Annotated in this window: 7 protein-coding genes; all 7 read left to right on the plus strand. The window is 30.7% G+C overall.

Going from position 1 to position 7,023, the window contains the following annotated elements; genetic code table 11:
• Positions 1-59: 59 nt before the first annotated feature.
• Positions 60-869, plus strand: coding sequence for an N-acetylmuramoyl-L-alanine amidase (locus PEPTYR26121_RS09025; RefSeq protein ID WP_180501095.1), 810 nt, complete (start codon positions 60-62; stop codon positions 867-869).
• Positions 870-1,045: 176 nt separating this feature from the next.
• Positions 1,046-1,612: a TetR/AcrR family transcriptional regulator gene (locus PEPTYR26121_RS09030; protein WP_180501104.1), complete on the plus strand. Its 567-nt coding sequence runs from the start codon at positions 1,046-1,048 to the stop codon at positions 1,610-1,612.
• 51 nt (positions 1,613-1,663) lie between these two features.
• Positions 1,664-2,242, plus strand: coding sequence for an MptD family putative ECF transporter S component (locus tag PEPTYR26121_RS09035; protein WP_180501097.1), 579 nt, complete (start codon positions 1,664-1,666; stop codon positions 2,240-2,242).
• Positions 2,242-2,922, plus strand: a complete 681-nt coding sequence (locus tag PEPTYR26121_RS09040) for an energy-coupling factor transporter transmembrane component T family protein (RefSeq protein ID WP_012291072.1) — start codon at positions 2,242-2,244, stop codon at positions 2,920-2,922. The genes PEPTYR26121_RS09035 and PEPTYR26121_RS09040 overlap by 1 nt, the downstream gene beginning before the upstream one ends.
• A complete protein-coding gene (locus PEPTYR26121_RS09045; protein ID WP_180501099.1) occupies positions 2,919-4,367 on the plus strand; it encodes an ABC transporter ATP-binding protein in 1,449 nt (482 codons plus the stop codon). Before PEPTYR26121_RS09040 ends, PEPTYR26121_RS09045 begins: the two co-directional genes overlap by 4 nt.
• 12 nt (positions 4,368-4,379) lie before the next feature.
• Positions 4,380-5,732 (plus strand): MATE family efflux transporter, encoded by a 1,353-nt coding sequence (locus PEPTYR26121_RS09050; RefSeq protein WP_180501101.1) that lies wholly within the window; start codon positions 4,380-4,382, stop codon positions 5,730-5,732.
• A 37-nt stretch (positions 5,733-5,769) separates the two neighbouring features.
• A partial coding sequence (locus PEPTYR26121_RS09055) for an ABC transporter ATP-binding protein (RefSeq protein WP_180501102.1) occupies positions 5,770-7,023 on the plus strand: 1,254 nt, incomplete at its 3' end.

Genomic DNA, 7,023 nt, shown 5'->3' on the forward strand with positions numbered 1-7,023 from the left:
GTTTGCCAGTACCAGAAAAATTAAAAAGAGTATTAGAACAATTCAAGGAGGAAAAATAAATGAGTAATAGCCCATTAGTACAAGCAACAATTCTCTCACCAAACCATAGTGGGAGAAGAAATCAAAAGATTACTAAAATAGCTATCCACCACGCAGCTGGAGTTATAAATGGTAGAAATCTTGCTGGAGTATTTGTGCCAAGGTCAAGACGAGCATCTGCTAACTACAATTTAGGATCCGATGGAGTCATTGTTTTAGGAGTAGATGAATCTAACAGAGCATGGACAACCTCATCTTCCTGGTGTGACAACCGAGCAGTCACAATTGAAGTAGGGAACTCTACGAGAGGACCTCAGTGGTTGGTTTCTGATTACGTTTTAAATAGACTAATTGATTTAGTTACAGACATCTGCAGAAGAAATGGAATCTATCCTTGCACCTACACTAGAGGTAAGGATGGTGTCCTTCAAAAACACGAATGGTATAAAAGTACTAACTGTCCAGGGCCATATCTTGGAAGCAAGTTCCCATATATAGCAAGTGAAGTTAATAAAAGACTAAGAGGAAATAAGACTGTTATCAAACCAACAGGTGGACTATATAGAGTTAGAAAATCATGGTCTGATGTAAAAAGCCAGAAAGGTGCGTTTAGAAATTTTGATAATGCTAAAAGATGTGCTGATAGATTCGGATTAAAAGTATTCGATGCTAATGGCAAGATAGTTTATCCAGTTGGAAAGACAATTGACCAATTAGCAAGAGAGGTCATTAGAGGAGACTGGGGAAATGGAGAGGAAAGAAAAAGGAAATTAACTAATGCTGGATATGATTATTATGTTATTCAGAAAAGAGTAAATAAATTAATTTAATAGAATAAGATATAAGCCTGATAGATTCTTAGTTGAGGAATTTATCAGGCTTTTTTACATAAATTTTATGTATTGTTTCCTTTTTTACGTTTTGCTATTGAAAATCTTTATCATATAACGTATAATCAAATTAACCGACACAAGTGTCGGCAGGAGGTGGTTTTATTAATCAAAGAATGTCTCAAGAAGATAGAAAAAAAGAAATACGACAAGCAGCTATTAAAGTTTTTTTGGATAAGGGATTTAGAAATACAGTTATGAATGACATTATGGAAGCTACTGGGCTTTCTAGAGGTGGTTTGTATCATCATTATGGTTCTACCTATGAAATTTTATACGACATTATGTTAGAAGGAAATAAATACAGAGAGAAGATAATCTATGATGAGATGAATAAAACAAGTCAGGATTTTAGCGAAGTTTTATCTGAGATTATTTTAGAAAAAATGCTATATCAGAGTGACTATGTTTCAATTTATGCAATGTTTTTGCAGGAATTAAATCATGACGATAAGTTAAAAGACTTATATAAGAAACTAAAAAAATCATCATCTGATAGTATTTTAATGTTATTTGATGAAGATGTAAGAGGTGAATTAAGTGGAGCTATCGAATTAACAACTGATTTTATTAACACATTTATTCTAGGTTGTGAAGTTCTAAATGCAAGAGAAAATTTTGTGAAGAACAAACTTGCATTAAAAAAAATGATAGGAATTATCTTAGATAATAATGCTAAGTAAATCTTAGGGTTTACTCAGAAAGAAAAAACATATCTTAAATTGGAGGTTTATATGAAATTAAAAGATATCGTACAAGTTACAATTTTTACAGTAGTGGCGTTTATATTAAACATGGCTGTATCAACAGCAACAGGAATGTTAGGAACTTTATCCTTATATATAGCGGCAGGATTTTCTTCCTTTGTAGTAGCTCCGCCATTTATAATTATGGCTAAAAAATTACAAAAAAGAGGAATAGCTTTTATATTTTTCATGTTGCTGGGTGTATTTTATGCATTAAGTGGATATTGGCCAATGCTTATAGTAAATGCCATCGCAGCTATTGTAGCAGAATTAATTATAGGTAACTATAAAAATGATAATAGAGTTGCCTTAGCATTATCTGCTGGAATGTTTGTTATTTCAATGCATGCAATGACATTTGTAAAATTACTTGGACCAGAAAAAATTGTTGAAGTTTTTAGCGTATTTACAAAAGAACAGGCTGCCTTTATGGATGCCTTTTTTACACCAAAGGCAATGCTAATCTCAATAGGCATTAATATCGTTTTGGTATTAATAGCAGGAAGATTTGGATTATATATAAATAATAAGTTTTTTAAAAAGAGTAAAAAATCAGGAATATTGTAATGGAAAACATAAGGAGAGATGACAACTGTCTTGTAAATCCTATAATCTTATTTGTTTTAATTTTAGCGTTTTCGATTATATTATTTATAACAGATGATATTGGCTACTATATTATGATAGGAATATCAATGTTTCTAACCTTAACTTTTTCCTTAAAACAATTTATTAAACAACTAGCAACAGTTCTTATCTTGTTAATTGTTGGCAAAACATTAACTATTATAGACTTAGGAATAGGTGGAAATGCAATTTTAGGTCTTGTAGAAATCGTATTAAAACTCTTTCCGATATTTATTATTGGCGGTATTCTTGTGAATACATCACCACTTAAAATGATGAGTTCACTTAAGTTTTTACACATTCCAAATGTGTTTGCTCTAAGCATAGTGATAGGAATGAAGTTTATATCAGAGATGGGGTTAAGGATTAAAGAAATAAAGAATGGCATGAAGGTAAGGGGGCTAAGATTAAGTCCCCTCCATCCTGTTAGGTCTTTTGAACTTTACTTCATCCCTCTTATCTATAAATGTTTGCAAGTGAGTGAAACTTTGACTTCATCTATTATATCTAAAGGAGCAGAATATAGAGGGGAAAGGACTAATTATCATAAAATAACTTTTAAATTTTTTGATATCGTATTCTTACTTTTAGCTATTTTCTTATTGTGGAGGTCAATATGAATGTAATAGAAGCAGATATTAAAAAATTCTCTTATGACGGAAATGATAAGGTAATTTTAAAAGATATAGAGCTAAATATTAAAGAAGGGGAACTTGTTGTTATAAGTGGTTTATCTGGTTGTGGAAAAACCACGTTAACAAGAATATTAAATGGTTTAATTCCGAATCATTATCAAGGACAATTATATGGACAAGTATCTATTTTAGGAAAAAATATTTCGCAATATAACAACGGAGAATTGGCAAAGTATATAGGAAATGTTTTTCAAAATCCAACAGATCAGTTTTTCGCAAATATTGTTGAGGATGAGCTTGCCTTTGTTGGAGAAAATTTAGGAATGGAGCTTTCAGAATTAAAGAAAAGAGTTGATGACTCTTTGAGTGTGATGGGAATTGAAAATTTAAAATATAGAAATATCAATTCTTTATCAGGTGGACAAAAGCAAAAAGTTGCTATCTCATCTACTCTTGTTTATGATACTAAAATAATTTTCTTTGATGAACCATCATCAAATTTAGACTATAGGGGAATAGTCGAACTTAAGAATATTCTTGAAAAATTAAAATCATTAGGAAAAACGATAATAATATCTGAGCATAGATTGTTCTATTTAAATGATTTATATGATCGTTTTTTGTATATGAAAGATGGTAAAATCGAAAAAGTTTTTAAAAAAGGTGAATTAACAGAAAAGGATTGTAAAAATTACTCTTTAAGAACAATTAACTATAATTTTTTGCTATCTGAAAATATTGATAATTGCAAAAATGTAGTTGAGGATATAAGAGGAGTTGGTATTTCTATTGGTAAAAAAGAATTAATAAAAAATTTAAATATAAGCTTATATGAAAATGAGATAATGGCGATTATAGGTAAAAATGGAGTAGGTAAAACGACTCTTGCAAGATCTTTAGCTGGTTTATTAAACTTTAAAGGCAAGACAAGCTTTGGGAGAAATAAAAAAGAAAGATTAAGAAACGCTTATTATATGATGCAAGATGTAGAATACCAAATATTTTTTGATACGGTGGAAAATGAGCTTTTACAAAAAGATAGAATTAATGACGTTGGATATTTAAATAGACTTAGAAACGAATTAAAACATATTGACCTTTGGGAAAATAGGTATGACCATCCACAAAATCTATCTGGTGGACAAAAACAAAGACTTGCACTATTAACTGCTTGTTTAAGTGGTAGAAAACTAATAATTCTTGATGAACCTACGTCAGGTTTAGATTACAAGAGAATGAATGATATTTCTGAAATAATAAAAAGATATTCAAAAATATATCCTTTTGCCATAATAACTCATGATATAGAACTTATTTTTAAAGTTTGTAATTCTGTGTTAATGCTTGAAGAAGATGGATATAAGAAAGTATATGTTCAGGGACATGAAAAAGAAATTTTGAAATTTATTAAAGATGGACTGATTGTGTAAGGAGTTGATTTTTTGAAACAAGATATGAAAGAACAATTATTAAGCAAAAGACCTATAGACCTACTTTTTCAATTATCTATCCCTGCTGTAATAGGAATGATAGTAATAGGTCTTTATCCACTAATGGATGGAATTTTTGCAGGAAATATTATAGGACAAACTGCAATGACAGCTTGTGGTGTAGCTATGCCACTTACCTTTTTTAATAGTGGAGTATCTACACTCATAGGTGTAGGTTCAGCATCAGTTTTATCAAGAGCTATAGGAAAGGGTGACCAAAAAACAGTTGATAAAATTATGGGGAATTTAATCTTTTGGGTTATTCTATTCTCATCAATTATTACAATAGGCGGAATTTTACTTGCGCCACATTTTTTAGATATGGTTGGAGCAAGTGGAGAAATTAAAGAATATGGTATCAGATATTTACGAGTAATTTTCATTGGTTCTTTATTTGTAAACTTTACTCAATCAGCAAACATGGTTATGCGTGGAGAAGGATTAATGAAAAAAGCAATGCTCATTATGGGGCTAGGGGCTTTTTTAAACATAATTCTTGATCCCATTCTAATGAAATTAATGGGAAAATATGCAATTGAAGGGGCTGCACTTGCAACTATTACAGCACAATTTGTTCAAGCAATAATAACACTCCATTACTTCAAATATAAAAGTAAAGCAGTAAAAATAAATAAAATCAAACCTGATCAGGAAATAAAAAAAGAAATGTTTGGCGTAGGTTCATCTGCTATGATGATGCAAGTTTTATTTATGATTCAGCAGACCATGCTTTACAAAATGTCCTTTAAATATGGAGGAGATACAAATGCTATCTTAATGGCAGCAACTTTAAGAGTATATGCCTTTTCATTTATTCCTCTTTGGGGAATGAGTCAAGGCTTACAACCTGTTGTTGGAACAAACTTTGGAGCAAAAAGATATGACAGGGTAAAGGAGGCAATGAAGGTATTCTCCATTGGAGGACTTGTTCTTGCAGCCATATTTTGGCTACCAGTCTTATTATTTTCAAAAAACATCCTTTCCCTATTTGGAGTAGAAGAAAGTATTATAACTCAGGGAGTAGGAAACTTTAGACTATTCTATTCTATATTTATCTTATATGGAGTAATGGTTATGTCTATAACATTCTTCCAAGCAATAGGAAATGCTAAAAAGGCAGGCATAATCGTCATGCTAAGACAATTATTTTTATTCGTTCCTGCCATGATTATTCTACCAATGATATTTGGAGTTAAGGCAGTATGGTTTGCTGAACCTCTTGTAGATTTAATTATGATTTTAGCTGGAATAGCAATGATGATTGGAGAGCTTAATAGAATGCCCTCTGAAATAAAAAAAATATAATAAACTATTTAAAAATATTACTAAAGGAGGTTTTAAAGTGAATTTAGTAAAAGAATATGTAAATAAAAGAAAAGGCTCATATTTTATTTCTGTACTACTTGCAATAGTAGGGGTAGTGGCTGGGCTTTTTTCTTATATATACATGGCAAAAATTATTGTAAATTTGATTAATGGTGCAAAGGATATGAGTTTATATACTCCACTATGCATAAGTATTTTAATAACATTTGTTATTAAAGAAGTGGCAGCAGGAATATCAACAAGTATTTCCCATACCGCAACTTTTAACTCATTAGGAGAAATCAGAAATGATATTTCTAAGAAACTTTTCAAGATGCCATTGGGAGATGTACTATCAAGATCATCTGGAGAATTAAAAAATATTATAGTTGAGCAAGTTGATTCTATGGAAACATCCCTTGCCCACTTAGTGCCAGAATTTACGGCAAATTTAGTAGGACCTATTCTATTGTTTATTTACATGTTTACACTAGATTGGCGTTTAACTTTATTATCACTAATTCCATTTGTGGTAGGAATGGCTACCATGATGTCTGTAATGAATGCTCATTATAAGGAAATGTTTGGAAAGTCAGTTGCTATTGGTCAACACATGAATAATTCTATTGTCGAGTATATAAATGGTATTGAAGTAATCAAGACCTTTAATCAAAGCGAATCATCTTATAAAAAATATGCTGATGCAGTTTATGATAATGCAAGTTTTTATTATAACTGGATGGGTGAATCTATGAATAGGGTTGCCATAGGTAGATTACTTTCTCCTATGGGAATTATTACAATCATACCCTTTGGGATTTTATTTTATATAAAGGGAAGTATTGATTTAGGAAATTTAATTACCTTAATCGTCTTATCCTTTGCTACGGTTTCTAGCATTTTAAAAATCATGAACTATATGGATGATATGTCAAGAATATCAACTATAACTTCTGAAATAGGAAAAATTTTAGATTCAAAAGAGTTAGAAAATATTGACAAGGGAGAAAAAATAGAATCCTATAATATAGAACTTCAAGACGTCGACTTTTCTTACGATGGGAAAAACAAGGTTATAGATAATCTTTCTATGGAAATAAAAGAATCTTCTGTTTCAGCACTCGTTGGACCTTCTGGATCAGGTAAATCTACTATAGCAAAACTCATTGCTGGATTTTGGAATGTAGATAGTGGATCTATTAAAATTGGCGGAGTAGAAACAAAAGATGTGTCGCTCGAAAACTTGTCTTCACTTATTTCTTTTGTATCCCAAGACAATTTCCTCTTTGAT

Origin of the sequence: Aedoeadaptatus nemausensis (assembly GCF_903819165.1) — a bacterium.
Lineage (GTDB): Bacteria > Bacillota > Clostridia > Tissierellales > Peptoniphilaceae > Aedoeadaptatus > Aedoeadaptatus nemausensis.